The sequence below is a fragment of the Pseudomonas sp. 18-147 genome (assembly GCF_051048045.1).
GTDB classification, from domain to species: Bacteria; Pseudomonadota; Gammaproteobacteria; order Pseudomonadales; family Pseudomonadaceae; genus Pseudomonas; species Pseudomonas aeruginosa.
In genome coordinates this window covers 212,614-237,118 of the sequence record NZ_CP182296.1, presented here as the reverse complement: position 1 = coordinate 237,118, position 24,505 = coordinate 212,614, and the positions used below count along the sequence as shown (strand labels likewise).

Here is a 24,505-nt window from a genome sequence, read left to right as displayed (position 1 = left end):
CGAGGGATAGGCAGGGGATATCGAAATGGGTCTGTTCAATGCACATGCGGTGGCGCAGCAACGCGCCGACCGGATCGCCACGCTCCTCCAGTCGTTCGCCGACGGCCAGCTCGACACCGCCGTCGGCGAGGCCCCGGCGCCCGGCTACGAGCGTCTCTACGACAGCCTGCGGGCGCTGCAGCGGCAACTGCGCGAACAACGCGCCGAACTCCAGCAGGTGGAAAGCCTGGAGGCGGGGCTGGCGGAGATGAGCCGCCAGCACGAAGCCGGCTGGATCGACCAGACGATTCCCGCCGAACGCCTGGAAGGTCGCGCGGCGCGCATCGCCAAGGGCGTCAACGAACTGGTGGCCGCGCACATCGCGGTGAAGATGAAGGTGGTCAGCGTGGTCACCGCCTACGGCCAGGGCAACTTCGAGCCGCTGATGGACCGCCTGCCGGGCAAGAAGGCGCAGATCACCGAAGCCATCGACGGCGTTCGCGAACGCCTGCGCGGGGCCGCCGAGGCGACCTCGGCGCAACTGGCCACGGCGGCCTACAACGCGCGGATCAAGAGCGCGCTGGACAACGTCTCGGCCAACGTGATGATCGCCGACAACGACCTCAACATCATCTACATGAACCGCACCGTCAGCGAGATGCTCGGTCGCGCCGAAGCGGATATCCGCAAGCAACTGCCGAACTTCGACGCCGGCCGCCTGATGGGCGCCAACATCGACGTGTTCCACAAGAATCCGGCGCACCAGCGGCACCTGCTGGCCAACCTCACCGGCGTGCACAAGGCCGAGCTCAACCTCGGCGGCCGGCGCTTCTCCCTCGATGTGGTGCCAGTGTTCAACGACGCCAACGAACGCCTCGGCTCCGCCGTGCAATGGACCGACCGCACCGAGGAACACCGCGCCGAGCAGGAAGTCTCGCAACTGGTGCAGGCGGCGGCGGCCGGCGACTTCAGCAAGCGCGTCGAGGAGGCCGGCAAGGAAGGCTTCTTCCTCAGGCTGGCGAAGGACCTGAACAGCCTGGTGGATACCGCCGACCGCGGCTTGCGCGACGTCTCGCGGATGCTCGGGGCGCTGGCCCAGGGCGACCTCACCCAGCGCATCGAGGCCGACTACCAGGGCACCTTCGGCCAGCTCAAGGATTTCTCCAACGACACCGCACAAAGCCTGTCGCGGATGCTCGGGCAGATTCGCGAGGCCGCCGACACCATCAACACCGCCGCCAGCGAGATCGCCAGCGGCAACGCCGAACTGTCGGCGCGCACCGAGCAGCAGGCGTCGAGCCTGGAGGAAACCGCCTCGAGCATGGAAGAACTGACCAGCACGGTGAAGCTCAACGCCGAGAATGCCCGCCAGGCCAACTCGCTGGCGGCCAATGCCTCGGAAGTGGCGACCCAGGGCGGCACCGTGGTGCAGAAGGTGGTCAGCACCATGTCCTCGATCAACGAGTCGGCGCGCAAGATCGCCGACATCATCGGGGTGATCGACGGCATCGCCTTCCAGACCAACATCCTCGCCCTCAACGCCGCGGTCGAGGCAGCCCGCGCCGGCGAGCAGGGCCGCGGCTTCGCGGTGGTCGCCGGGGAAGTGCGCACCCTCGCCCAGCGTTCCGCCGCCGCGGCCAAGGAGATCAAGACGCTGATCTCCGACTCGGTGGACAAGGTGGAGAACGGCAACACCCTGGTGGCCCAGGCCGGACAGACCATGAGCGACATCGTGGTGGCGATCCGCCGGGTCACCGACATCATGTCGGAGATCGCCGCCGCCTCCGCCGAGCAGAGCACCGGCATCGAAGAGGTGAACAGCGCGGTCTCGCAGATGGACGACATGACCCAGCAGAACGCCGCGCTGGTGGAGGAAGCCGCGGCCGCGGCCGAGGCCATGCAGGAGCAGGCGGGCCTGCTCAACCAGTCGGTGGCGGTGTTCAGGCTGGACACTCCGCCGAGCGTGGTCCAGCTCGCCAGCGCGCGGCCGTCCGCGCCACGCCCCAGCGCGCCGGCGCCGCTGGCCCGCAGCGGCATGGCGCGGGCCAGCAAGGCGCGCAAGGAAGACGGCTGGGAAGAGTTCTGAGACCACGCCGCGCCTCCGCCAGGCGGAGGGCGGCAAGCCCTTAGGGTCGACCAGGGAAACCCGACGCCAATGCCCACCTCCACGCCTTCGCCGGTGTTCGGCAACCAGGAGTTCCACTACACCCGCGAGGACTTCCAGCAAGTACGCGAGCGGCTCTACCGGCTGACCGGCATCAGCCTGGCCGAGAGCAAGGCGCAACTGGTCTATAGCCGCCTCTCGCGGCGCCTGCGCCTGTTGCGGCTCGGCAGCTTCGCCGAATATTTCACCCACCTCGACCGCGAGCCGGGCGAGCAGCAGTTGTTCGTCAACGCGCTGACCACCAACCTCACCGCATTCTTTCGCGAACGCCACCACTTCCCCCTGCTCGCCGACCTCGCCCGCCGCCAGTTGCAGCGGCATCGCCCGCTGCGCATCTGGTCGGCGGCGGCGAGTACCGGCGAGGAACCCTATTCGATCGCCATCACCCTGGTGGAGGCGCTGGGCAGCTTCGATCCGCCGGTGAAGATCGTCGCCTCGGACATCGATACCGGAGTGCTCGACTGCGCCCGCCAGGGCGTCTATCCGCTGGAGCGCCTGGAGCAGATGCCGGCGCCGCTGAAGAAACGCTTCTTCCTCCGCGGCACCGGGCCCAACGCCGGCAAGGCGCGGGTGGTGGAGGAACTGCGGCAACTGGTGGAGTTCCGCCAGATCAACCTGCTGGAGGCAGACTGGTCGATCGCCGGGGAACTCGACGCGATCTTCTGCCGCAACGTGATGATCTACTTCGACAAGCCGACCCAGACCCGCCTGCTGGAACGCATGGTGGCCCTGCTGCGGCCGGAGGGCCTGTTCTTCGCCGGGCATTCGGAGAACTTCGTCCACGCCAGCCACCTGGTGCGCTCCGTCGGCCAGACCGTCTACAGCCCGGCCTGATCGCGATGAATCTCCAGGCCCGGGAAGGCGCGCCGCTGAACCGCTACTACGATCCGTACTTCGCCTGCGATGCGGTGAAGCTGTTGCCCGGCGAATACTTCGCCAGCGGCGAAGACCTGGTGATCGTCACCGTGCTCGGCTCCTGCGTCTCGGTGTGCCTGCGCGACCCGCTCAACGGCATCGCCGGGATGAACCACTTCATGCTCCCCGAGCGCGGCCTCGGCGGCGACCCGGCCTCGCCGTCGGCGCGCTACGGCAGCCACGCCATGGAACTGCTGATCAACCGCATGCTGGCCCTCGGCGCCAGCCGCGAGCGCCTGCAGGCCAAGGTCTTCGGCGGCGGCTCGGTACTGCGCCAGATCAGCGCCGCCATCGGCCAGCGCAACGTCGAGTTCACCCTCGACTACCTGGCCACCGAGCGTATCCCGCTGCTCGCCAGCGACGTGCTGGAGGCCTTCCCGCGCAAGATCTACTTCTTCCCGCGCAATGGCCGGGTCCTGGTGAAGTCCCTGGTGGAGCTGAAGAACGACACCGTGCTGCAGCGTGAACGCGACTACCGCCGCCGTATCGACCGCAACGCGGACGGCGGCCCCATCGACCTGTTCTGACTCTCCGGGAGAGCCCGCCATGCCCATCAGTGTCCTGGTCGTCGACGATTCCGCCCTGATCCGCAGCCTGCTCAAGGAGATCATCCAGGCCGACCCGGAGCTGCGCCTGGTCGGCTGCGCGCCGGACGCCTTCGTCGCCCGCGACCTGATCAAGCAGCACGCGCCGGACGTGATCAGCCTCGACGTGGAAATGCCGCGAATGGACGGCCTGACCTTCCTCGACAAGCTGATGAAGGCGCGGCCGACCCCGGTGCTGATGATCTCCTCGCTCACCGAGCGCGGTTCCGAAGCCACCCTGCGCGCGCTGGAACTGGGCGCGGTGGACTTCATCGCCAAGCCCCGGCTGGGCATCGCCGAAGGCATGCAGGCCTATGCCGAGGAAATCCGCGCCAAGCTCAAGACCGTCGCCCGCGCCCGCCTGCGCCGCCGTGCGGCGGACGCGCCGGCGCCGCCGGAAAGCGCGGCGCCGCTGCTCAGCACCGAGAAGATCATCGCCCTCGGCGCCTCCACCGGCGGCACCGAGGCGCTCAAGGAAGTGCTGCTCGGCCTGCCGGCGCACAGTCCCGGGGTGGTCATCACCCAGCACATGCCTCCCGGCTTCACCCGCAGCTTCGCCGAGCGCCTGGATCGCCTGACCCGGCTCAGCGTCAGCGAAGCGCGCGACGGCGACCGCATACTGCCCGGCCACGCCCTGGTCGCGCCGGGCGACCACCACATGGAGGTGCAGCGCTCCGGCGCCAACTACGTGGTGCGTTTGAACCGCCAGGCGCAGGTCAACGGCCACCGCCCGGCAGTGGACGTGATGTTCGAGTCGCTGGCTCGCTGCGCCGGGCGCAACCTGCTCGCCGGCCTGCTCACCGGCATGGGCAAGGACGGCGCGCGCGGGCTCCTGGCGATCCGCCAGGCCGGCGGCTACACCCTGGCCCAGGACGAGGCTACCTGCGTGGTCTACGGCATGCCCCGCGAAGCGGTGGAACTGGGCGCCGCGGAAGACGTGCTGCCGCTCGAACGGATCGCCGCCGCGCTGCTCCAGCAAGCCGCCCGGCGCGGCAGCGGCAACCGCCTCTGAGCGGGATCCTGGCCGGCCCGCTGCGCTTTTTCGCCGCCCCCCGCAACCTCCCCCGCCGAGACCCCGCCGACGACAGGCCCGAACCACGGGCCTTTGCCTGCTCGCCATCATTGTGACGTCAAATTAATGGCGAAATAAAACCAAATTACGTTGCCTGAAATAATGCACATCTGCACAATTGGCCCTTTCGCCAAAAGTTCGACACACGCTTTCGATCCATGATTTCGGCCGCGGGCCGGGCGAGAAACTGATAGGGATAGCCATGGCGGCGAACTGGGGGTTGCGCGGCAAATCGGTGGTGGCGCTGTTGCTGGCCTGTGCCCTGGCACTGGTCCCGGCGGTGCTGCTGGGCTGGCGCGCGATGGACGACATCCGTACGCACTTCGGCCTGGCCTACGCGAAGAACTTCACCCTGCTGCACCGGCAGAAGATCCTCGCCCCGGTCTCCCGCGAACTGGCGTTGTCGCGCCGTTTCGCCGAATCGGTGGTGACCCGCGACTGGCTGCTGAAGGAAGACGACCCGGCGCGCCGCGCGCTGTTCTTCCGCGAGGCCGAGGGCTACCGCGGCGACTTCCGCGACCACGCCTACTTCATCATCGCCAGCGGCTCCCACCACTACTACTTCAACGACGGCCGCCAACCCTACAGCGAACGGCCGCGCTACACCCTGGAGGCCGGCGACCCGGAAGACGCCTGGTACTTCAATACCCTGCGCAACAGCGCCGCCTACAACATCAACGTCAATGTCGACAGCAAGCTGAACCTGACCAAGGTCTGGTTCAACCTGGTGATCCGCGACCAGGGCCGGCCCATCGGCCTGGCCGGCAGCGGCCTGGACCTGAGCGGCTTCCTCGACGACTTCATCATCGCCCGCGAGCCGGGCGTGACGCCGATGATCGTCGGCGACGACGGCGCCATCCAGGCCCACCCGGACCGCCGCCTGATCGCCTACAGCTCCGCCGCCGGCGGCGCCAGCGAACGCCACCGGGTGTTCGACCTGCTCGACCAGCCGGAACAGCGCGACGCCCTGCGCGAGGCCATGCGCCTGGCCCGCGCCAAGGCCGGCTCGGTGCACTGCCTGTGGGCCGGCCTCGACGGCCGCCAGCAACTCTTCGCCGTGGCCTACATTCCCCAACTGCGCTGGTACGTGCTCACCGCCGTCGACCTGCACGCCGCCCAGGTCCTCGACAACCGCTGGCTTTGGCCGCTGGCGGGCACGTTCCTGCTGTTGCTGGTGGCCCTGCTGCTGGGCTTCGCCTATGCCGTCGAGCGCCTGCTGTTGCGCCCCCTGCGCAGCCTCAAGCGCTCGGCCAAGGCGATCGCCGCCGGGCGCTACGACACGCCGCTGCCGCTGGCGCGCCAGGACGAGATCGGCTCGCTGTCGAAGGCCTTCGCCAGCATGGCCGACCAGGTCCGCCGGCACACCGCCGAGCTGGAAGACAAGGTCCAGGAGCGCACCCAGGCGCTGGAGGAAGCCAACCGCGAGATGGCCGCCGCGCAGAAGAAGATCGGCGACAGCCTCGACTATGCCAGCCTGATCCAGCGCGCGATCCTCCCCGACCGCCAGCTCAGCGCCACCCTCGGCGAGCATCACTTCATGCTGTGGAAACCGCGCGACGTGGTCGGCGGCGACTTCTACGTGTACCGCGAGCAGGCCGACGGCTACCTGATCGGCGTGGTCGACTGCGCCGGTCACGGCGTGCCCGGCGCGCTGATGACCATGCTCGCCCGCGCCGCCATCGACCACGCCATCGAGGCGGTGGGCAGCCGCGACCCGGCGGCGATCCTCGGCGAGACCGACCAGGCGATGCGCAGCATGCTCAGCCAGGAGCAGATCCCCCAGGCGCTGGCCACCAACATGGATGCCGGGCTGGTCTGGGTCGACCGCCGGCGCCGCCAGCTGGCCTTCGCCGGGGCGAAGATCTCGCTGTACGCCAGCGACGGCGAGGAGGTCCAGGAACTCAAGGGCGCGCGCCGGGCGATCGGCGACAAGCGCCGTGGCGACTACCGCAACATCGAGGTACCGCTGGCGCCGGGCTGGACCTTCTACCTGAGCACCGACGGTTTCCTCGACCAGGCCGGCGGCGAACACGGCTTCGGCTTCGGCAGCCGGCGCTTCGCCGACATGCTCCGCGACCACGCGCGGCAGCCGCTCCCCGAGCAGGCCGAGGCCTTCGTGGCGACGCTCGCCGAGTACCAGGGCGAGCACCCGCAACGCGACGACATCACCATCCTGTCCTTCCGATTCGACTAGGGGCACCCATGGAAACGCTAGACCTGCTGGCCATGCGTGAAAGCTACACTCGCCAACGCATCCTGCTCTGCTTCAACGGACCGATCTCGCGCAGCCTGATCGAGGAGATAGGCCACGCGCTGCGCAACTACCTGCACGCCGAACAGGCCAAGCCGAGCGAAGCGATGGACGTCTTCGCGGTGTACATCGAGATGACCCAGAACATCCGCCACTACGCCAATCTCAAGGGCTACGGCGAACACGAGGCGGCGGCCACGGTAGCCATCGCCCGCAACGAGGACGGCCACTACGTGGTGTCCGCCGGCAACCTGGTGGAACGCGACGACGGCCAGAGCCTGGTGCGCAGCATCCAGGCCATCGCCAACCTCGACAAGGCCGCCCTCAAGGCCGCCTACAAGGAGCAGCTACGCCGCCCGCGCGACAGCGGCTGCGCCAGCGGAGCCGGTCTCGGCCTGCTGGACATCGCCCGCAAGTCCAGCGAACCACTGGCCGCATCGCTGAAGGAACAGCCCGACGGGCGCGCCTTCTTCAGCCTGCGCGCCGTGATCTGACCCCGTGTTTTAGGAAGAACACCATCATGAGTGACCTGCACATACCCGGCACCCAGTCCACGCCCGCCATCCAGGGCGACTGGCAGGCCGGACGCCTGTCCATGCAAGGCGATTCCTACCCGGAAAACTCCTATGAACTGTTCGGCCAGGTGATCGACTGGGTCGAGCGCTTCCTCGCCGCCGGGCAGCGGCCGCTGGAACTGGACCTGCGCCTGCTGTACCTGAACACCAGTTCGATCAAGGCCATGATGGACATCCTCGACCTGCTCGAAGAGGCCCACCAGGGCGGTCGCCCGGTCAGCCTGCGCTGGCACTACGACCGGCGCAACGAACGGGTCGCGGAGCTGGCCGAGGAGTTCCGCGAGGACTGCAGCTTCCCCTTCGCCATCCAGGCCCACGACGAGTAGCCGACGATGAGCCGCGAACGCGAACTGGACGCCTGGATCGACGGCCTGCTGGCCGATCCGCAGTTCCACGGGCATCCGCTGCACCAGGCGCTGGCCCGCCTGCGCCAGCAATCGCTGGAGCAACTGGTGCGGCTGGAGCGCATCGCCCGGATCTCCGACGGATTCCAGTCGATGGCGCGGGAGCAGAACCTGTCGCTGTCCGAGCGCTACCACAAGCAGCTGCGGCGCCTGGAAAAGGTGGCGCGGATCTCCGACCGCTACCAGCAGATGATGCGCGACCTCAACCTGGCGCTGAAGGAAGCCTCGATCCGCGACCCGCTGACCGGCCTGCCCAACCGACGCATGCTGCTGGAGCGCCTCAGGGAGGAGAACGAACGCTCCCAGCGCCACGGCCAGAGCTACGTGCTGGCAATGCTCGATGTGGACTTCTTCAAGCAGGTCAACGATACCTGGGGCCACGACAGCGGTGACCGGGTGCTGGTGGAAATCGCCCGGGCCATGGAATCCGAGCTACGCGAATACGACCTCTGCGGCCGCTGGGGCGGCGAGGAATTCCTCCTGCTGCTGCCGCAGACCCGCCTGCAGGACGCCGGCCCGGTACTCGAGCGGGTGCGCGACAGCGTACGGACCCTGGCGGTACGCGTCGGCACCGAGGCGCTGAGCGTCACCGCCAGCGTCGGCGTTACCGAACACCGCATCGGCGAAACCTATTCGCAGACCGTCAATCGCGCCGACGCCGCACTGCTCGACGCCAAGCGCAGCGGCCGCGACAAATGCGTGTTCGCCGCGCTCCCGCCGCTTCCTGCCCCTTCCCGCCCGGCTCCAGCGCGCTGAGCCTCCTCAGGCGTCCAGCCGCTGCGGCCGCACCTGGCCTCGGCTGAGGTCCACCAGCAGCGCCTGAAGCGCCTCGAAGCGCGCCACCGGCAACTCCAGGGTCAGGACGACGCCGTCGGCGCCGTAGTCTTCGGCCGCCACGCTGGCGCCCAGCGCCAGGCTGCGCGCCTTGAGCAGCGCGTGGTCGGCGAAGGCACAGGCGAAGCGCACCCGACAGCGCTCGACCAGCTCGCTGCGCGGCGCCTGCTGCAGGCACTTGGCCGCGCCGCCGCCATAGGCGCGGGCGAGGCCGCCGGTGCCGAGCTTGATGCCACCGAACCAGCGGCTGACCAGCACCGCCACGCAGTCCATGTCCTGTCCCTCGATGGCCGCCAGGATCGGCCGCCCGGCGCTGCCGCCGGGTTCGCCGTCGTCGCTGAAGCGGTACTGCGCGCCGCACTTCCAGGCCCAGCAATTGTGTCCGGCGGAAGCGTCGCGGTGGGCGGCGATGAACGCCTGCGCCTCGTCCTCGTCGGCCACCGGCGCGGCGATGGTGTGGAAGCGGCTCTTGCGGATTTCCTCGCGGTATTCGGCGAGGCCTTGCAGGGTGCTCGGCATCGCGTTCAGGCCGCCGGCGGGGTCAGTCCGCAGCCCTTGAGGATGATCCGCACCAGGTTGTCGGCGGCGGCGGCGAAGTCCTGCCTGGACATGCGCTTGCGGCCGGTGACCAGGCCGATCTGGCTGGCGAAGTCGGCGTAGTGCTGGGTGCTGCCCCAGAGCAGGAAGATCAGGTGCACGGGATCCACCGGGTCCATCCGGCCGGCGGCGATCCAGGCCTCGAATACCGCGGCGCGGCCGCGGAACCAGCTGCGGTAGTCCTGGTTGAAATGCGCGGTGAGGCACTCGCCGCCGCTGATGATCTCCATGGCGAAGATCCGCGAGGCCAGCGGGTAGCGGCGGGAGAACTCCATCTTGGCGCGGATGTAGCGGGCCAGCGCCTCGGCCGGATCGTCGTCGACGCCGAGGGTGTTGAAGGTACTGTCCCAGAGTTCGAGGATGTTGCTCAGCACCGCCGTGTAGAGGCCCAGCTTGTTGCCGAAGTAGTAGTGCAGGTTGGCCTTGGGCAGGCCGACGTTCTGCGCGATGGTGTTCATGCTGGTGCCCTTGAAGCCGTGGCGGGCGAACTCCTCCTCGGCCGCGGCGAGGATCGCCTCCTCGTTCTTCTGGCGGATGCGCCCGGCCGGCTTGTCGCGGGCGGCCGGGTCGTGGGCGGGCACTGTCAGGGTCATGCGCAGGTTTCCATCGGCGTGATCCCCGCGTTGATACCCCAGCCCGGCCGCGGGACACAAGCCAGGCGCGGAAAAATTTGCAAACGCCCGTATCAACCCAGCGGCTTGCGCCAGCGCGCCAGGGCGCCGCCCTTCGCGCTGGCTTGCGCCGCTTCGGCAACGCGCTCCTCGGGCAGCAGCAGGTTGAGCAGGATGGCGGTGATGCCGCCGCTGGTGATCGCCGAGTCGAACAGGGTCTTCACCACCGCCGGCATCTGGTCGAGCAGGGTCGGCTGCGCGGCCACGCCGAGGCCGACGCCGAACGAGGCGGCAATGATCAGCACGCTGCGGCGGTCCATTGCGGTCTGGCCGAGAATGCGGATGCCGGCGGCGGCGACGCTGCCGAACATCACCAGGGTGGCGCCGCCGAGTACCGGCTTGGGGATCTGCTGGAGGATCGCGCCGACCCAGGGGAACAGGCCGAGCGCCAGCAACACGCCGCCGATGTAGATGCCGACGTGCCGGCTGGCCACCCCGGTGAGCTGGATCACCCCGTTGTTCTGCGCGAAGGTGGTGTTCGGGAAGGCGCTGAAGGTGGCTGCCAGCAGGCAACTGACGCCGTCGCCGAGCACCCCGCCGCGCAACCGCTGCAGGTACGCCGGCCCCTCCAGGGGTTGCCGCGAGAGCATGCAGTTGGCGGTCAGGTCGCCGACCGTCTCGATGCTGCTGATCAGGTAGATCAGCGCCACCGGCAGGAAGGCCATCCAGTCGAAGGCGAAGCCGAAGCGGAACGGCTGCGGCAGGCTGACCAGCGGCAGCTCGGGCAACGCCCGCGGAACGAACAGGCCGGTCGCCCAGGCCGCCAGGGTACCCAGCGCCAGGCCGATGACGATGGCGGCCAGGCGCAGCCAGGGCAGGCGCGAGCGGTTCAGCAGGACGATGCTCAGCAGCACCAGCGCGCCCAGCGCGAGATTGGCCGGTGCGCCGAAGTCCGTGGCCCCGGCTCCGCCGCCGAGGTCGGTGATGCCGACCTTGATCAGGCTGACGCCGATCAGGGTGATGACGATGCCGGTGACCAGCGGCGTGATCACCCGGCGAAGATGGCCGAGGAACCGACTGAGGACGATCTGCACGAAGGCGCCGAAGAAGCACACGCCGAAGATCATCGCGAGGATCTCCTCGGGACCGCCGCCGCGCTGCTTCACCAGCATCCCGGCGGCCAGCACGGCGCCGAGGAAGGCGAAGCTGGTGCCTTGCAGGCAGATCATCCCGGCGCCGATGCCGAACGGCCGGCGCGCCTGGATCAGGGTGCCGGCGCCGGAAACCATCAGCGCCATGCTGATCAGGTATGGCAGGTGCTCGCCGAGGCCGAGCAGCGAGCCGATCACCAGCGGCGGAGTGACGATACCGACGAAGCTGGCCAGCACGTGCTGTAGCGCGGCAAGGAAGGCGGGAAGCGGGCGCGGCCGGTCGTCGAGGCCGTAGATGAGGTCGTTGGGGCGCTGGTCTTCGCTATGCATCGGGCCGTCTCAAGTGGCGCTCCTCGGACAGGAGGAGGATGCACGGCTTCTGCAAAAAGCTGTCCAGGTGATCAGCTTATTCCTGCCGCTCAGGCTGCAAGGCGCGCCCGGCGTGGGTCGAGCGAACAACGGGAGGCAAACGCAAGGACGACGAAGGCGACCGTCGCGCACCGTGCCGATGCACGGCGCGCAATGACGGGGCGCGCTGGCGGGGCCCGGCCGGCAGCCCCGCACGACGGACTCAGAAGTGGTACTTGACCAGGAAGCTTGCGGTGTTCTGGTCGGTGGTGAAGTACTGCGAGTCCTTCACACCGTACTTGTCGGACCAGTAGTCGTACTCCAGGCCCACGTACAGGTGCTTAGGCTCGTAGCCGAGGGCCTTGCCCAGGTCGTACTTGACCTGTGGGTTGAAGTGCAGGTTGGCGTGATAGTCGCTCTGGTTGCGGCGGCTGGTGCTGGCGCTCTTGTTGTTGATCACCCAGTCCATGTAGCCGTCGATGAGGATGTCGGAGTTGCCCACCGGAATGGTGTAGGACCACACCGGGGTGATCTGCCAGGCGCCGGCGCGCACGCGGTTGCCGTCGGGCTTGCGGTAGTAGAAGTTGAGCTGGAAGTAGTCGAAGCCGGGGATCGCCAGGTCGAAGCCCGGGCCGAGCAGGTAGGCCTCGGTGTCGCCTTCGCCGAACTCGTAGGTGCCGGCCAGCAGCACGTCCTTCACCGGGCCGAAGGAGAGGTCCGCTCCGGTGAGCTTGCCGAAGCTCAGGCGCGGAGTGATCTCGCCGTAGTAGGTGTTCTTGCCGTTGCTGGCGTCTTCCTTGCCGTTGTAGTTGATCTGGTCGAAGAAGATGAACAGGTCGCCCCAGGTCCAGCCGCTGGCATGTTCCAGGGTGAAGGTCTGCTGGATCGGCGGGTTGATCTTGAAGTTCTTGCCGTAGAGGTAGGTCAGGCTCTCGTTGTGCCAGAGCAGCGGCCCCGAGTCGGTCTCGTGGGTCGGCGTCATGTCATGGTCTTCGGCGACAGCCTGGCCTGCGGCCAGTAGCCCCCCGGCTAGCATCACGGTGGCGAGTGTGCGGCTCATTGAAACGCTCCTGGAGTGAATAGCTTTTCTTCTAGTGGGCGAACCTGTCCGAGCGGTCAGGCCTCGCCATGGATAGCAAGAACGAAGCCAAGACGGCGCGGGCGCTTCGCCGGGTTTCCTGCGGCGAAGGGAACGCCTGTTTTTTCAGTGTTTTGGACAAAGGCGGCGAAATGCCTCCAACCTCTCTACGACGGCAAAAACCTGACCCCAAGGACAGTTTTTGCCTTGCACTGGTGCGTGGTCGGGAGGGGCGTGCTCGACTTTGGGTTGGCAGCGCGAAGAAAACTGGATACACAAAAACGATTTGTGACAAAAAGAATCAGCAGACTTTTGTACACAAAACAGTGCGTGGTCTTTCTACACATCACCGCCCCGGCGTTCGGGCGAGAAGCGGCGCGGATGATGCCAGAGACGGCGGGCGGAATTCATCCCCGAATGGGGTTTTTCGTCGGGTTTCAGGACGCCCGGACGTAAATTCGCCAGGGCCTGGGAGACTCCGGTGGCATGACATCCAGAAGGCGCTCTCGATGTTGCGTAGCGGAGCGCGCTCGAGTACGGGTCGCCTGGCAGCCTATGCCTGCCGGGTCTTCTTGCTTCGTCATCCGCAGGGTGGATACGCCTTGGGCATTATCCGCCGGACAGGTCTCCCCGCCTCACCCACATGGGTCCCCTCACCACACCGCGATCTGCGAATCGGTGCGCGGCTCGGTGCCGCCACAGAGCACGCCGCTGGCCGGGTCGCGCAGGACGATCTGGCCGCGCCCGTAGCTGGTCGAGTCGTAGGCGATCTCCACCTGGTGCCCACGCTGCGCCAGCTCCGCCGCCAGCGCGCGCGGCGCGGCATGTTCGATGCCGACGCGCAGCCCGCCCAGCCACTGCCAGCGCGGCGCGTCGAGGGCAGCCTGGGGGTTGAGGCCGAAGTCCACCAGGTTCATCACCATCTGCACGTGGCCCTGCGGCTGCATATAGGCGCCCATCACGCCGAACGGGCCGAGCGGCACGCCGTCCTTGCTGAGGAAACCGGGAATGATGGTGTGGAAGGTCTGCTTGCCCGGCTCCAGGCAATTCACGTGGTCCGGATCGAGGCTGAACTCGGCGCCGCGGTTCTGCAAGGCGATGCCGGTGCCGGGCACCACCACGCCGGAGCCGAAGCCGTGGTAGTTGCTCTGGATGAACGAGACCAGGTTGCCCTCCTCGTCGCCACAGGCCAGGTACACCGTGCCGCCCGGCCTCGGCTGGCCGGGGCTGGGATCGAGCGCGCGCTCGCCGATCAGCGCACGGCGGCTGGCGGCGTAGTCCTCGTGCAGCAGTTCCTCGACCGAGACCCGCATCGACTGCGGCTGGCTGATGTAGTGCAGCCCGTCGACGTACGCCAGCTTCATCGCCTCCAGTTGGCGATGCCAGGTCCGCGCGCAGTCGCGCTCGCCGAATTCGAAGCCCTTGAGGATGTTCAGGGTCATCAGGGCGATCAGGCCCTGGCCGCTCGGCGGAATCTCCCAGACGTCATAGCCACGGTAGTTCAGCGAGATCGGTTCGACCCACTTCGCCTGGTAGCCAGCCAGGTCCTCCGCGCGCAGGTAGCCGCCGCTGCGCTCGGCGTGGCCGACGATGGCCCTGGCCAGCTCGCCGCGATAGAAGCTTTCGCACTGGCTGCGCGCCAGCTCGTCCAGGGTGTCGGCCTGGCCCGGCTGGCGGAACACCTCGCCGGCGCGCGGCGCCCGGCCGTCGATGAGGAACTCGTCGAACCAGGCCCGTAGCTCGGGCCGCTGCGGCAACGCCGCGCGGAACTTGTCCAGGCCGCTCTGCCACAGGCGGGCGATCACCGGCGAGACCGGAAAGCCATCGCGAGCCAGCTCGATCGCCGGCCGCAGCAGTTGTTCGAACGGCAATTTGCCGAAGCGCCGCGACAGTTCGCCCCAGGCCGCCGGACAGCCCGGCACGGTGACCGGCGTCCAGCCGTACAGCGGCATCCGCTCGTGGCCGGCGGCGCGCACCCGCTCGCGATCGAGCAGGCCCGGCGCGCGCCCGCTGGCGTCCAGGCCGTGCAGGCGTCCGCGGGTCCAGACCAGGGCGAAGGCATCGCCGCCAATCCCGCAGCCGGTCGGCTCGACCACCGTCAGCGCGGCGGCGGTGGCGATCGCCGCGTCGATGGCATTGCCGCCACGGCGCAATATCTCCAGCCCGACCTGCGCCGCCTGCGGCTGCGAGGTGGCGACCATGCCGCGGCGGGCATGGACCGGCGAACGTTGCGAGGCGTAGGGAAGCGCGTGGGCGGAGAAGTCGAGCATCGGCGTGGGCTCCGGGAAACTTGAGGCGGCAGGTTAGCCCTGCCAGACTCTGCCGACTAGCGACACGACGCCAAGTCATGACGATGAACGGACAGCCTGCGGAACTGCACCGCCCGATTCCCACCCTCGCCCGCCTGCCACGGCCGGTCTACGCGCGCGCCGAAAGCCTGCGCGCCGGCTCCTGGACCTCGCGCCACCGGCACGCCTGGGTACAGCTTTCCTACGCCATCAGCGGCGTGCTCGGCGTACATACCGCCGAGGGCAGCTTCTTCGCCCCGCCGCAGCGGGCGATCTGGATTCCGGCGCAGCTGGAACACGAGGTGGTCACCTCCACCCGCGCCGAGATGCGCAGCCTGTACATCCGTGGCGACGCCTGCGCCTGGGCGCCGACGCGCTGCCGGGTGCTGGAGGTGACGCCGCTGGCGCGCGAGCTGATCAAGAGTTTCTGCGAGTTGCCGGTGGACTACCCGGAGGGCGACAGCGCCGAATCGCGGCTGGTGCAGGTGCTGCTGGACCAGTTGCGGCTGCTGCCGGAGGTCGCCTTCTCCCTGCCGATGCCGCGCGAGCCGCGCCTGCTGCGGCTGTGCCAGGCACTGATCGACGAACCGACCCAGAGCCTGACCATGGGCGACTGGGCGCAGCGCCTGGGCACCTCGGAAAAGACCCTGTCGCGCCTGTTCCAGCGCGAGACCGGGATGAACTACCGGCTCTGGCGCCAACGCCAGCGCCTGCTCGCCTCGCTCAACGCGCTGGAGGCCGGCGACAGCGTCACCGGCGCCGCCCTGGACAGCGGCTACGACTCGACCTCGGCCTACATCGCCGCCTTCAAGGGACTCTTCGGCTTCACTCCCGGCGAACTGTTCCGCCAGCGCTGAGCCCGGCGAAGGGCCCAGCGCGCGCGGCTCAGAACACGTCGATGGGATAGTCGACGATCACCCGGTATTCGTCGATGTCGTTGTCCACCGCGCTGTAGCCGCCGGTGCCGCGGTGGGTGGCCCAGCGCAGGCGCAGCGAGAGGTCCTTGGCCGGACCGCCCTGGACCACGTACTGCAGGTCGAGGTCGCGTTCCCAGTGCTTGGCGTTCTTGCCGTCGGCGCTGTACCAGCCGCCGTAGCCGGGGCTGTCCGGATCGACCCGGGTCAGGTCCAGCTTGCCGCGCGAGTACGAGGCCGAGGCGCTCAGGCCGGGTAGGCCGAGGGCGACGAAGTCGTAGTCGTATTGCAGCTTCCAGGACTTCTCGTTGGGACCGTTGAAGTCGGAATACTGCTGCGAGTTGTCGAGGAAGATGCTGTCGCCCTGGTTGATGTAGTCGAACGGCGTGTTGCCGTTGACCTTCTGCAGCACCGCGGTGACGGTGTGCTGCCTGTAGCCGACCGCGAAATGCAGGCTGTAGGTGTTGTTGTCGATCCGGCCGAGCAACGAGTCGCCGCTGTCGACGGTCTTGTAGTAGTGCGCGCCGGGGTTCAGCGACCAGTTGTCGTCGATCTCGTAGGTGTAGTCGACGTCGCCGTAGTACTGCTTCCAGACGTTCTGCAGTTCGGCGGCGTACAGGCTGCTGGTGAAGCCCTCGATGCCGCCCCAGGTGCCGCCCAGCCAGCTGAGATGATGGCTGTCGCGGTCGCCCGGCAGTTCGCCGTAGTACGAGCCGAGGCGACGGTGGCCACTCTGGTTGTAGTACTTGGTGAAACTGACCTGGCCAGCCGTGAGGGTCAGGTCCTCGAAACTGTTGTTGGTCAGGCTCACACCGCGGAAGGTCTGCGGCAGCATGCGCGACTCGCCGCCGGCGACCACCGGGTTGCTGAGGAACTGGTCGCCCAGCTTCAGCTCGGTGTCGAAGGCGCGGATCTTCAGCGCCGCCCCGCCACTGGAGAACTCATCGGGCGCCTTGCCGGATTCGTAGCCTTCCTTGCTCGGCGCGGTGATCGGCAGGATGCTGGTGCCGCCGGTACCGCCGCCGCCGTCGAGCTTCAGCCCGAGCATGCCGTAGGCGTCGACGCCGAAGCCGACCACGCCGGGCGTGTAGCCGGACTGAAAGGTGGCGATGAAGCCTTGCGCCCATTCCTTGCTGTCGTGCCCGGAAGCGTGCCGGCGGTCATGGTTGAAGTAGTAGTTGCGGGTCAGCAATTGGAGGCTGGAGCCTTCGATGAAGCCTTCTTTGGCTTCCCCCTCATCGGCCCAGGCGGCGGACGCGGTGCACAGCGCCAGCGCCATCGGCGTCAAGGCGAACAGATTCCTCATTGCGGTTGCTCCTTCTTACAGCGTGGTGAAATCCGGCAAGGCCGGAAAGCGTGTTGTGGTGTCGTTCCCGGCGACGCTTCTGCTGGCGTCGCGCGGGCGATCGCTCCCATGGGGCGCCCAGCCGGGCGCAACCCGAAAAAAAAGGTCGCTGGTATCAGCGGCCTTGAGAAGACGTCGAATAGGAGCAATCAAAGTTCGGCGTCGGGAAGTCTTGCCAGTGTATTTCCGGACACTGGAAACCGGCTGGAACGCAGTCGGACTCTTCTATTGAAAGTCTCTTCGACTCATCAGGCTTTAGGCTTTCCACGTCCCGCTCTTGCATGGCGAGATCGATGAAGACAGAACGAATATCGTCGACAGCCAGCGACAATTATCCATTGAGCTGGCGCGATTATATTTTTTTGCCACTATCGGAAAAACCCGATATCCAACGAAAGTCTTTTACATATTCTGCAAGAATTGTCCGAACGGTCAGGAAGGCAAAAAAAACGCCGCATATCATATGCGGCGCAAGGACAGGGTACCCAGGCTCACGCTTCCCGAGTACCCGGGGGAAGCCATGGCGCGGCTGGCGCCATGCGCTAGATCAGGAGTCGCTGCGGGCCCCGGCCTGCGCGGCGGAGGCGGAAAGTTCCTGCTGGTGCTCGATGGCCTGCTGGTTGGCGTCGACCATGCGGTTGGTCATCAGCGAGGACTCTTCGGCGAAACCGGCCTGGGAAAATGCGAGGGAAAACAAACTGAGTATGGCGGCAGCAAGGATCTGGCGATTCATGGCGGGTCTCCGATGACACCCTGTTCACTTGGGACAGGCGCCATATTAGTTAACCGCCATGCTCGGAAAAATAGCCAAACAGACGAGAGAGTATTACCTCAATAACAACAATCCTTCACTGTGCCCAGTAACTTGAACTTTGCATGGTAGTTTCGTCGCGGGCGAATGCCTGGGGAAGTTCCTGTTGCAACAGATCGACCCAGGTGCGGATCTTCGCGTCCAGGTAACGCCGCGAGGGATACAGCGCATAGATGGTCCGCTGGTGCATGGCATGGCCGGGCAACACCCGTAGCAGCTCGCCGTTGCGCAGCGCCGCGGCCGCCACGTAGCTGGGCAGCAGGGCGATGCCGAGGTCGGCCTTGGCCGCCTGGGCCATGACCTCGGCGACATTGACCATGAAGGTGTTCTGCGGGCTGACGGTGCGCTCGCCCTGCTCGTCGGCGAAGATCCAGCCCTCCGGGTAGGCCGGGTCCTGCAGGCGCAGGCAGACGTGGCGCTCCAGGTCGTCCACCGAGCGTGGCACGCCGCGCTGCTGCAGGTAGCCGGGACTGGCGCAGAGCACGCTGTGGATGCTGCCCAGGCGCTGGGCGACGAACTCCGAGTCGGGCAACTGGCGCTCGCCGGTGATCAGCACGTCCTGGCCTTCCTCGAGCATGTCCGGGTTGCGCTGGGACAGGGTCAGCTCGATCACCACGTCGGGGAACAGTGCGCCGTAGCGGGCGATCATCGGCACCAGGTGATGCTGGCCCATGCCCATCAGCGACTGCACGCGCAAGCGGCCGCAGGGGCGGATGTGCGCGCCGGCGGCTTCGGCCTCGGCGACCTCGATGTCCTCGAGGATCCCGCGGCACCGCTCCAGGTAGCGCTCGCCGGCCTCGGTCAGGGCCAGGCGCCGGGTGGTGCGGTGCAGCAGGCGCGTCTGCAGGTGCGCCTCCAGGTCGGAGATCAGCCGCGATACCTGCGCGGTGGACAGGTCCAGGGCCTGGGCGGCGGAAGTGAAGCTGCCGCTGTCCACCACCCTGGCGAACACGCGCATGCCTTGCAATGTGTCCACTATTACCTCGGTTGCAAAACAGATTCGTAAATTGGTCGGATTTTCCCTGGCGCCGGGCTGCCTATACTGGCCGCCGTCGCCGTAGCAACGCCGGGCATACCCTGCCCGGCGTCGGGGCGGATGGCCCACCCGCCGTCCGCTCTCCTTCCCCCCGCACAGACTCTGCTACGGCGGCGCCCCCTTCCCCTTACGCCGCGCTCAGCGTCCCGGTTCCGGAATCCGGTACCAGGCGACGTACAGCGCCGGCAGGAAGATCAGCGTGAGCAGCGTGGCGGCGACGATGCCGCCGATCATCGCATAGGCCATCGGCCCCCAGAACACTTCGCGGGCGATGGGGATCATCCCCAGGCTGGCCGCCGCCGCCGTCAGCAGGATCGGCCGGGTGCGGTGGTGGGTGGCTTCCAGCACGGCTTCCCAGGGCGTCTTGCCGTCTTTCTCGAAGGCATCGATCTGGGTCACCAGGATCACCGAGTTGCGGATGATGATGCCGATCAGCGCGAGAATCCCGAGGATCGCCACGAAGCCCATCGGCGTGCCGGTCGGCAGCAACGCCGCGACCACCCCGATCAGCCCCAGCGGCGCGACGCTGGCCACCAGGAACAGCTTCTGCACGCTCTGCAACTGGATCATCAGGAAGGTCGCCATGAGGAACAGCATCAGCGGCACCACCTTGGCGATCGGGCCCTCGGCCTTGCCGCTCTCCTCCACCGTGCCGCCCACTTCGATCCGGTAGTTCGCCGGCAGGCTGTCGGCGAAGCGCTTGACCTCCGGCGCCAGCCGGGCGACCAGGTCGGTGGGCTGGATCTCGCCGCGCAGCGACGCCTTCACCGTGATCGTCGGCTTGCGGTCGCGGCGCCACACCAGCGGCTGCTCCAGCTCGTAGCTGACCTTGGCGAACGCCTTGAGCGGGATCGAGGTGCCGCTGGGCGTGACGATCTGCAGGCTCTCCAGGGTCTCCAGCGAGCCGCGCTCGCTATCCTCGGCGCGGCCGATGACGTTCACCAGGTAGATGTCGTCGCGCACCTGGGTCACCGCGCTGCCGGTCACCACGCTGTTCATGATCTGCGCCACGTCCTCGGAGGAAAGCCCGAGCTGGCGCGCCTTGTCCTGGGCGATATCGATCTTGAGCATCTTCCCGGGCTCGTTCCAGTCGTAGACGATATCGCCGATGTTCGGGTTGCCGTCGAGCACGCCGGCCAGGCCCATGGCGTACTCGCGGACCTTGTCGATCTGCGGTCCGCTGACCCGGTACTGGATCGGCCGTCCCACCGGCGGCCCCATCTCCAGCGGCTGCACGTAGGTGCTGATGCCGACGTAGTCCTTGCGCAAGCGATCGCGCAGGCGTGCGGCGACGCGCTCGCGGGCCTCCAGGTCCTTGGTGACGATCACCAGCTGGCCATAGAAGTTGTTCTGCAACTGCTGGTCCAGCGGCAGGTAGAAGCGGATCGCGCCTTCGCCGACATAGGCGCTCCAGTGGTCGATGTCCTCGTCGTCCTTCAGCGTCGCTTCCAGGCGGTCCATCACCGCCCTGGTCTCGTGGATGCTGCTGTTTTGCGGCAGGTTGAGGTCGACCAGCAGTTCCGGACGGTCGGAAGACGGGAAGAACTGGTGCTGGACGAACTTCATCAGGAACAGCGACACGCCGAACAGCAGCGCGGTGAGGAAGATGGTCGTCCAGCGCCGGCGCATCGCCAGGTGCAGCAGGCTGTCGAAACGCTCGGCGATGCGGCCCTTCTTCTGCTCCGACTTGTGCTTGAGAGTCTTCGGCAGGATGTGCACGGCGATCACCGGGGCGAACAGCACCGCGACGATCCACGACAGCAGCAGCGCCACGGCGATCACTGCGAACAGGGTGAAGGTGTACTCGCCAGCGGAGCTGGCGTTGAGCCCGATGGGTACGAAGCCGGCCACCGTCACCAGGGTCCCGGTGAGCATCGGGAAGGCCGTCGAGGTGTAGGCGTAGGTCGCCGAGTCGTGTAGCGAGTCGCCCAGTTCGAGGCGCGTGATCATCATCTCCACGGTGATCATGGCATCGTCCACCAGCAGGCCGAGGGCGATGATCAGCGCGCCGAGGGAAACCCGCTGCATGGTGATGTCGGTGTATTCCATGAACACGAAGACCATCGCCAGCACCAGCGGGATCGAGCAGGCCACCACCAGCCCGGCGCGCAGGCCGAGGCTGACGAAGCTGACGATGAGGACGATCACCACCGCCTCGAACAGCGCCCGGGTGAAACCGCCGACCGCCTTCTTCACCACCTGGGCCTGGTTCGACACCTGGTGCACGCCGACACCAACCGGCAGTTCGCCGGTGATCTCCTGCATGCGCGCATTGAGCGCCTCGCCGAACTCGAGGATATTGCCGCCCTCCTTCATCGCCACCGCCAGGCCGATGGCCGGCTCGCCCTTGTAGCGGAACAGCGAGGTCGGCGGGTCGACGAAATCGCGGCTGATGCTGGCCAGGTCGGACAGCCGGTAGAAACGATCGTTGACCCGCAGGTTGACCGCCTGCAGGTCCTTTTCCGAACGGAAGTTGCCGGAGGTGCGCACCGAGATGCGCTCGGGGCCGGCCTCGACCACGCCCGACGGGGTCACCGCGTTCTGCGCCTGCAGGCTCTGCACGACCTGGCGCTGGTCGAGACCGAGGGCGGCCAGCTTGCGGGTAGAGAAGTTGAGGTAGATGACCTCGTTCTGCGCACCGATCATCTGCACCTTGCCCAGGTCTTTCACCGAGCGGATGTCCAGGCGCACCTTCTCCACGTAGTCGCGCAGCTGGCGGAAGTCCAGGCCATCGGCGGTGAAGGCGTAGACGCTGCCGAACACGTCGCCGAACTCGTCGTTGAAACCCGGTCCCTGGATGCCTTGGGGGAATTCGCCCTGGATGTCGGATATCTTCTTGCGCACCTGGTACCAGATATCCGGGATGTCGCCGGCCTTGGTGGTGTCCTTGAGGTAGACGAAGACCGTCGATTCGCCGGGTCGCGTGTAGCTCTTCACGTAATCCAGCGAGTCCAGCTCCTCGAGCTTCTTCTCGATGCGGTCGGTGACCTGCTCCAGGGTGTCGTCCACCGTGGCGCCCGGCCAGCGGGTCTGGATGACCATGGTCTTGATGGCGAACGAGGGATCCTCCTCGCGCCCCAGGTTGAGGTAGGAGAACACGCCCATCACCAGCGATACCGCCATCAGGTACCAGACCAGGGACTGGTGGCGCAGGGCCCAGTCCGACAGGTTGAAACCGCCCTTCATCGCGCATCCTCGTCGAGTTTGATCTTCTGGCCGGGCTTGAGGCTGTTGACTCCGGCGCGGACCACCCGGTCGCCGTCGGCCAGGCCCTGTCCGATCACCACCTGGCGTTCGTCGCGGCTGAGCACCTGTACCTCGCGCAGGGCCACGCTGGACTGTTTCCCATCGACGACCCAGACCTGGGTCTTGCCGTCGCGCTCCAGCAGCACGCTGGCCGGCAGCACGCTGCGCACGCTACCGGCGCTGCTCAGCTGGACCTGGATGGTCGAACCGAGGCGAAACGCCTCCGGCGTCTGCGCCAGGCTCAGGCGCACGCGACGGGTGCGGGTCGAGGCGTCGGCCTGCGGACCCAGCTCGCGGATGCTGCCGGTGGTCCTGGCCTGCGGGTCGAGCTGGGCGCTGACCAGGAAGCGCGCGTCGGCCGGCAGGCTCTCGGCGACCTCGGTGGGCAGGTCGAAGACCGCCTCGCGCACTTCGGGCCGGGCCAGGGTGACCACCGCCTGGCCGGCGCTGACCACTTGCCCGGCCTCGGCGTGCCAGGTGGTGATGACGCCGTCGAAATCGGTCACCAGGCGCGTGTAGGAAAGCTGGTCCCTGGCCTGCTGCACCGCCGCTTTGGCCTGGTCGAAGCTGGCCTGGCTGGTCTTCAGGCGGGTCCGCGCATCGTCCAGGCGCGCCTGGGCGGTGACGCTGCGGGCGAACAGTTCTTCCTGGCGCCGGGCATTGGCCTGGGCGTCGATCAACTGTGCCTCGGCGCTGGCCAGGTCGCCCTGGCTGGCGCGCAACTGGTTCTGCTGGTCGGTGGGGTCGAGGGTCGCCAGCAGCGCGCCCTTGCCGACGAAGTCACCGACGTCGAACAGGCGCGAGGCGATCCGTCCGTTGGTGCGGAAGCCGAGCACGCTCTCGTAGCGCGCCTGGATGCTCCCGGCGAAGCGACCGAGGTCGTCGTTCTTCAGGGTCTTCACGGTCACCGTCAGCACCGGCCGCGGCGGTGCCGGCGGCGGCTCGTCGCCGCAGCCGGAGAGGAGCAGGGCGAAGCCGAACAGGCCGGCGAGGGAAAACGGCTTCATGGCTGGCCTCCGCCCACGGCGTCGCGGCTGGCGGTGCTCTGGGTCGGCTGCGGCGGCTGGGCCACCTCGACCACCTGACCCGGATGGAGCAGTTGGCCGCCCACCGTGACCACCGTCTGGCCCGCCTCCAGGCCACCGTCGATGACCACCTTCTCGCTGGCGTAGCGTGCCACCCGCACCGGTTGCAGACGCGCCTTGCCTTGCTGGTCGAGCAACCAGACCGCCGGCTGCTCGCCGACCTTGGACAGCGCCGACCAGGGCAGCACCACGCTGTGCTCGGCCGGCGCGGCGACGCTGGCGTTGACCACGCTGCCGAGGCTCATTTCCGCCGGCACCGAGTCGAGGCCGACCTTGACCTTCAGCGTACCGCTGCGCTCGTCCACCGTCGGAGTGATCTCGCGGACCTTGCCGCTGGCGGTGACTTCCGGCTTGCCGAGCAGGCTGACGGTGATCCGCTGGCCGTCGACATCGTGGCTGAACAACGACTCGTAGACGTTGAACACCGCGTCGCGCTCGCCGTCGCGGGCCAGGGTGAAGATCGGCACGGTGGCCTGCACCACCTGGCCGACCTCGGCCTGGCGGGCGGTGATGACCCCGGCGTCGGAGGCACGCAGCTCGGTATAGGAAAGCAGGTCGCGGGCGTTGGCCAACTGCGCCTGGGCGGCCTTCAGCGAACTCTGCGCGCTGCGCACCGAGGCCAGCGCCTGGTCGTACTCGCTCTGGCTGGTGTAGCCCTTGGGCAGCAGCGCCTTCTGCCGCTGGTAGTTGAGGTCGGCGAGCTTCGACTGCGCCTGCTGCGCGGCGACCGCCGCCTGGGCGTTCTCCACGTTGCTGCGCTGGTCCTGCGGGTCGAGCCGCGCCAGCACCTGGCCAGCCGCGACGTGGTCGCCGACATCGACCAGGCGCTCGACGATCTTGCCGCCGACACGGAACGACTGGTCGGCCTGTACCCGTGCCTGGATGTCGCCGGTGATCGAGGTGGCCGAGGCGAACTCGGCCATCTTCACCGTCTGCGCCAGCACACGGACGTGTTCCTCGGCGGGCGGCTCAGCGCCGCAACCGACAAGCAGGCTGGCGCACAGGATGGCGGGCAGCGCCATCCGCGACCAGCGACCTTTGGAATGAAAAGCGCCTCTGGCGTCTGACATGCCTTCCCCTTCGCGATCCATACAGATACCGGCCGATACGGCCGGAAACTCCCAGAATTGGCAGGGATTCTAGCCGCGTCCCCAAGGATTGCGACTATCAGATGGAAGCGGGGGTTCCTTTTCCAAACTTGTGGAGGGGATCGCCTC

General features: G+C 67.5%; 20 protein-coding genes. 9 read left to right on the top strand and 11 right to left on the bottom strand.

The window, feature by feature from the left end; genetic code table 11:
• Positions 1–25 precede the first annotated feature (25 nt).
• From aer2 to siaD, 8 genes are all read left to right on the top strand, one after another.
• Positions 26–2,065: an aerotaxis transducer Aer2 gene (gene aer2 / locus ACM0M4_RS01060; RefSeq protein ID WP_003112650.1), complete on the top strand. Its 2,040-nt coding sequence runs from the start codon at positions 26–28 to the stop codon at positions 2,063–2,065.
• Between the two features lie 69 nt (positions 2,066–2,134).
• Positions 2,135–2,977: a CheR family methyltransferase gene (locus ACM0M4_RS01055; RefSeq protein WP_003102222.1), complete on the top strand. Its 843-nt coding sequence runs from the start codon at positions 2,135–2,137 to the stop codon at positions 2,975–2,977.
• 5 nt (positions 2,978–2,982) lie between these two features.
• Positions 2,983–3,585: a chemoreceptor glutamine deamidase CheD gene (cheD, locus tag ACM0M4_RS01050; protein WP_003102220.1), complete on the top strand. Its 603-nt coding sequence runs from the start codon at positions 2,983–2,985 to the stop codon at positions 3,583–3,585.
• A gap of 19 nt (positions 3,586–3,604) precedes the next feature.
• Positions 3,605–4,654, top strand: a complete 1,050-nt coding sequence (locus ACM0M4_RS01045) for a protein-glutamate methylesterase/protein-glutamine glutaminase (protein WP_003083922.1) — start codon at positions 3,605–3,607, stop codon at positions 4,652–4,654.
• 262 nt (positions 4,655–4,916) lie between these two features.
• Entirely contained in the window at positions 4,917–6,908 is a 1,992-nt protein-coding gene (siaA, locus tag ACM0M4_RS01040; RefSeq protein WP_221345474.1) for a biofilm regulation protein phosphatase SiaA, read from the top strand.
• An 8-nt stretch (positions 6,909–6,916) separates the two neighbouring features.
• Complete coding sequence (gene siaB, locus ACM0M4_RS01035; protein WP_003083916.1) at positions 6,917–7,459, top strand: biofilm formation regulator kinase SiaB; 543 nt, start codon at positions 6,917–6,919, stop codon at positions 7,457–7,459.
• A 26-nt stretch (positions 7,460–7,485) separates the two neighbouring features.
• Complete coding sequence (siaC, locus tag ACM0M4_RS01030; protein WP_003102215.1) at positions 7,486–7,866, top strand: biofilm formation regulator SiaD modulator protein SiaC; 381 nt, start codon at positions 7,486–7,488, stop codon at positions 7,864–7,866.
• 6 nt (positions 7,867–7,872) lie between these two features.
• On the top strand, positions 7,873–8,700 hold the full coding sequence (gene siaD / locus ACM0M4_RS01025) for a biofilm formation regulator diguanylate cyclase SiaD (RefSeq protein WP_003083910.1): 828 nt from the start codon (positions 7,873–7,875) through the stop codon (positions 8,698–8,700).
• Positions 8,701–8,706: 6 nt separating this feature from the next.
• Here siaD and ACM0M4_RS01020 read toward each other — a convergent pair whose 3' ends face one another.
• The 5 genes from ACM0M4_RS01020 to ACM0M4_RS01000 form a co-directional block, all read right to left on the bottom strand.
• A complete protein-coding gene (locus ACM0M4_RS01020) occupies positions 8,707–9,297 on the bottom strand; it encodes an IMPACT family protein (RefSeq protein WP_003102213.1) in 591 nt (196 codons plus the stop codon).
• Between the two features lie 5 nt (positions 9,298–9,302).
• Positions 9,303–9,968, bottom strand: coding sequence for a TetR/AcrR family transcriptional regulator (locus ACM0M4_RS01015; protein ID WP_003083903.1), 666 nt, complete (start codon positions 9,966–9,968; stop codon positions 9,303–9,305).
• Positions 9,969–10,060: 92 nt separating this feature from the next.
• The gene (locus tag ACM0M4_RS01010) at positions 10,061–11,467 is read right to left on the bottom strand and encodes a uracil-xanthine permease family protein (RefSeq protein ID WP_003102211.1); all 1,407 of its coding nucleotides are present in this window, start codon (positions 11,465–11,467) and stop codon (positions 10,061–10,063) included.
• Positions 11,468–11,708: 241 nt separating this feature from the next.
• Positions 11,709–12,545, bottom strand: coding sequence for an outer membrane protein OmpK (locus tag ACM0M4_RS01005; protein WP_003102209.1), 837 nt, complete (start codon positions 12,543–12,545; stop codon positions 11,709–11,711).
• A gap of 671 nt (positions 12,546–13,216) precedes the next feature.
• Positions 13,217–14,833, bottom strand: a complete 1,617-nt coding sequence (locus tag ACM0M4_RS01000) for a gamma-glutamyltransferase family protein (protein ID WP_003102206.1) — start codon at positions 14,831–14,833, stop codon at positions 13,217–13,219.
• Positions 14,834–14,910: 77 nt separating this feature from the next.
• Between ACM0M4_RS01000 and ACM0M4_RS00995 the strand changes: the two genes are divergently transcribed.
• On the top strand, positions 14,911–15,708 hold the full coding sequence (locus ACM0M4_RS00995) for an AraC family transcriptional regulator (protein ID WP_003083886.1): 798 nt from the start codon (positions 14,911–14,913) through the stop codon (positions 15,706–15,708).
• 28 nt (positions 15,709–15,736) lie between these two features.
• Here ACM0M4_RS00995 and ACM0M4_RS00990 read toward each other — a convergent pair whose 3' ends face one another.
• The 6 genes from ACM0M4_RS00990 to triA all read right to left on the bottom strand — a co-directional run bounded on the left by ACM0M4_RS00990 (position 15,737) and on the right by triA (position 24,358).
• Positions 15,737–17,071: an OprD family porin gene (locus tag ACM0M4_RS00990; RefSeq protein ID WP_043089550.1), complete on the bottom strand. Its 1,335-nt coding sequence runs from the start codon at positions 17,069–17,071 to the stop codon at positions 15,737–15,739.
• Positions 17,072–17,657: 586 nt separating this feature from the next.
• Positions 17,658–17,843 carry a hypothetical protein gene (locus ACM0M4_RS00985; RefSeq protein WP_003083879.1) on the bottom strand — a complete coding sequence of 62 codons (186 nt, stop codon included), beginning with the start codon at positions 17,841–17,843 and terminating at the stop codon, positions 17,658–17,660.
• A gap of 115 nt (positions 17,844–17,958) precedes the next feature.
• Positions 17,959–18,897, bottom strand: a complete 939-nt coding sequence (locus tag ACM0M4_RS00980; RefSeq protein WP_003118585.1) for a LysR family transcriptional regulator — start codon at positions 18,895–18,897, stop codon at positions 17,959–17,961.
• A 198-nt stretch (positions 18,898–19,095) separates the two neighbouring features.
• Positions 19,096–22,143 (bottom strand): triclosan efflux RND transporter permease subunit TriC, encoded by a 3,048-nt coding sequence (gene triC, locus ACM0M4_RS00975; protein ID WP_054375684.1) that lies wholly within the window; start codon positions 22,141–22,143, stop codon positions 19,096–19,098.
• Positions 22,140–23,210: a triclosan efflux RND transporter adaptor protein TriB gene (gene triB, locus ACM0M4_RS00970; protein ID WP_003083872.1), complete on the bottom strand. Its 1,071-nt coding sequence runs from the start codon at positions 23,208–23,210 to the stop codon at positions 22,140–22,142. Before triB ends, triC begins: the two co-directional genes overlap by 4 nt.
• On the bottom strand, positions 23,207–24,358 hold the full coding sequence (triA, locus tag ACM0M4_RS00965; protein WP_024946948.1) for a triclosan efflux RND transporter adaptor protein TriA: 1,152 nt from the start codon (positions 24,356–24,358) through the stop codon (positions 23,207–23,209). Before triA ends, triB begins: the two co-directional genes overlap by 4 nt.
• Positions 24,359–24,505: the final 147 nt, after the last annotated feature.

Bases quoted from the DNA above. Each gene is read 5' to 3' on its own strand.
- aer2 (WP_003112650.1), top strand. From the start codon at position 26: ATGGGTCTGTTCAATGCACATGCGGTGGCGCAGCAACGCGCCGACCGG.
- ACM0M4_RS01015 (WP_003083903.1), bottom strand. From the start codon at position 9,968: ATGACCCTGACAGTGCCCGCCCACGACCCGGCCGCCCGCGACAAGCCG.
- siaD (WP_003083910.1), top strand. From the start codon at position 7,873: ATGAGCCGCGAACGCGAACTGGACGCCTGGATCGACGGCCTGCTGGCC.
- ACM0M4_RS00985 (WP_003083879.1), bottom strand. From the start codon at position 17,843: ATGAATCGCCAGATCCTTGCTGCCGCCATACTCAGTTTGTTTTCCCTC.
- ACM0M4_RS01000 (WP_003102206.1), bottom strand. From the start codon at position 14,833: ATGCTCGACTTCTCCGCCCACGCGCTTCCCTACGCCTCGCAACGTTCG.
- ACM0M4_RS00990 (WP_043089550.1), bottom strand. From the start codon at position 17,071: ATGAGGAATCTGTTCGCCTTGACGCCGATGGCGCTGGCGCTGTGCACC.
- siaC (WP_003102215.1), top strand. From the start codon at position 7,486: ATGAGTGACCTGCACATACCCGGCACCCAGTCCACGCCCGCCATCCAG.
- cheD (WP_003102220.1), top strand. From the start codon at position 2,983: ATGAATCTCCAGGCCCGGGAAGGCGCGCCGCTGAACCGCTACTACGAT.
- ACM0M4_RS01020 (WP_003102213.1), bottom strand. From the start codon at position 9,297: ATGCCGAGCACCCTGCAAGGCCTCGCCGAATACCGCGAGGAAATCCGC.
- siaA (WP_221345474.1), top strand. From the start codon at position 4,917: ATGGCGGCGAACTGGGGGTTGCGCGGCAAATCGGTGGTGGCGCTGTTG.
- triB (WP_003083872.1), bottom strand. From the start codon at position 23,210: ATGAAGCCGTTTTCCCTCGCCGGCCTGTTCGGCTTCGCCCTGCTCCTC.
- ACM0M4_RS01055 (WP_003102222.1), top strand. From the start codon at position 2,135: ATGCCCACCTCCACGCCTTCGCCGGTGTTCGGCAACCAGGAGTTCCAC.
- triC (WP_054375684.1), bottom strand. From the start codon at position 22,143: ATGAAGGGCGGTTTCAACCTGTCGGACTGGGCCCTGCGCCACCAGTCC.
- ACM0M4_RS01010 (WP_003102211.1), bottom strand. From the start codon at position 11,467: ATGCATAGCGAAGACCAGCGCCCCAACGACCTCATCTACGGCCTCGAC.
- ACM0M4_RS01045 (WP_003083922.1), top strand. From the start codon at position 3,605: ATGCCCATCAGTGTCCTGGTCGTCGACGATTCCGCCCTGATCCGCAGC.
- ACM0M4_RS01005 (WP_003102209.1), bottom strand. From the start codon at position 12,545: ATGAGCCGCACACTCGCCACCGTGATGCTAGCCGGGGGGCTACTGGCC.
- triA (WP_024946948.1), bottom strand. From the start codon at position 24,358: ATGTCAGACGCCAGAGGCGCTTTTCATTCCAAAGGTCGCTGGTCGCGG.
- siaB (WP_003083916.1), top strand. From the start codon at position 6,917: ATGGAAACGCTAGACCTGCTGGCCATGCGTGAAAGCTACACTCGCCAA.
- ACM0M4_RS00995 (WP_003083886.1), top strand. From the start codon at position 14,911: ATGACGATGAACGGACAGCCTGCGGAACTGCACCGCCCGATTCCCACC.